Consider the following 1,342-nt stretch of genomic DNA (forward strand, 5'->3'; position numbering starts at 1 on the left):
GAGTCATCGTGTAATTTGTGGCTGCTTCCCCGGGCCGGCTGAGTGGCGCACCTTCTGGTTGTCGGACCTGAAGGAAGGAAACAGCCATGAAGCACTATGCCGGAATCGACTTGTCGATGGAAACATCGCACGTCTGCGTCGTCGACGCCGACGGGTGCAAGGTCGCGGCGCAATGCGTGGACAGCACGCCCGAGGCGATCAGCGCGCTGCTGGAACGCCATGGCCCAGTGGAACGCGTGGTGATCGAGACCGGCCGGATGACACCGTGGATCGCGCGGGGCCTGCACGAGCTGGGCGTCGCGATCGTCTGCATCGATGCACGACAGGCGCACCAGAGCCTCAAGGCCATGAAGGCGAACAAGACCGATCCACATGACGCAGCGGGGCTCGCGCAGTTGGCCCGGACCGGCTTTTACAAGGAGGTGCACGTCAAGTCTCCGACCTCGCACGGTGTACGCTCGGTGATCACCGCCCGCGCGCACCTGGTCGAGGCGCGCGTCCGGCTCGACAATACCATCCGCGGCTTATGCGCTACCTTCGGGATCAGACCGGGAGCTGGCCAGGGCGAGCGGTTTCTCGCACGGGTGCAGGCCGCCATCGCTGTCCCGGGGCTCGGCGAGGCAGTGGCTTCGCTGCTTCGGGCGCGAACCGGCCTGGTCGATGAGATCCGTCGGATGGATCGCGAGCTCAAGGCGATCAGCATCGCCTCTCCAGCCTGTCAGGCGCTGATGAGCATTCCGGGCGTCGGTGTGCAGACCTCGGCTGCGTTCGCCGCTGCCGTCGATGAAGCGGGTCGGTTCAAGCGGTCGCGGACAGCCGGCGCCTACTTTGGCCTCGTCCCACGTCGGCACCAGTCCGGCGAGCTCGACTGGACCGGCCGGATCACCAAGCAGGGCGACGGCACCGTCCGCAAGCTCCTCTACGAGGCGGCAAACTCAATCCTGACGCGCACGCGGCAGACCTTCGCGCTGAAGATCTGGGCGCTGAAGATCGCGAAGCGGCGCGGCCTCAAGAAAGCTCGGGTCGCGCTCGCCCGCCGCCTCGCCGTCATCATGCACGCCATGCTCCGCGACGGCACCTTGTTCGAGGCCTGAAATGCGATAAGCTCCCGTTCGCCAGCGGTGATGCTCTCCAGCTGACCCGATGGCGGTGTCCCGCGAGGGAACGCAGGGACGGACGATCTGCGAAGGTTATCAGATGGGCTCCCGAGCCCGCTTCGAGTCAATGCAACGTCCGGCCTTGTGAGACCCGATACAGCACCACCGATCCTCGGATCGGCGAGTGCGGACAGATCCTTGAGACCCTCAAGGGACAACCGCCGGGCGACTACAAATTACAGATC

1 protein-coding gene is annotated in these 1,342 nt (G+C 65.4%); it reads left to right on the forward strand.

All coding sequences use genetic code 11. The features are described from left to right. Positions 1 to 86 precede the first annotated feature (86 nt). A complete protein-coding gene (locus SSA01S_RS18840; RefSeq protein WP_061781615.1) occupies positions 87 to 1,094 on the forward strand; it encodes an IS110 family RNA-guided transposase in 1,008 nt (335 codons plus the stop codon). Positions 1,095 to 1,342: the final 248 nt, after the last annotated feature.

The organism is Sphingomonas sanguinis NBRC 13937 (assembly GCF_001591005.1).
Classification (GTDB): Bacteria; Pseudomonadota; Alphaproteobacteria; order Sphingomonadales; family Sphingomonadaceae; genus Sphingomonas; species Sphingomonas sanguinis.

What these genes read in the sequence shown, in the direction of transcription:
- SSA01S_RS18840 (WP_061781615.1), top strand. Translation starts at nt 87, where the DNA reads ATGAAGCACTATGCCGGAATCGACTTGTCGATGGAAACATCGCACGTC.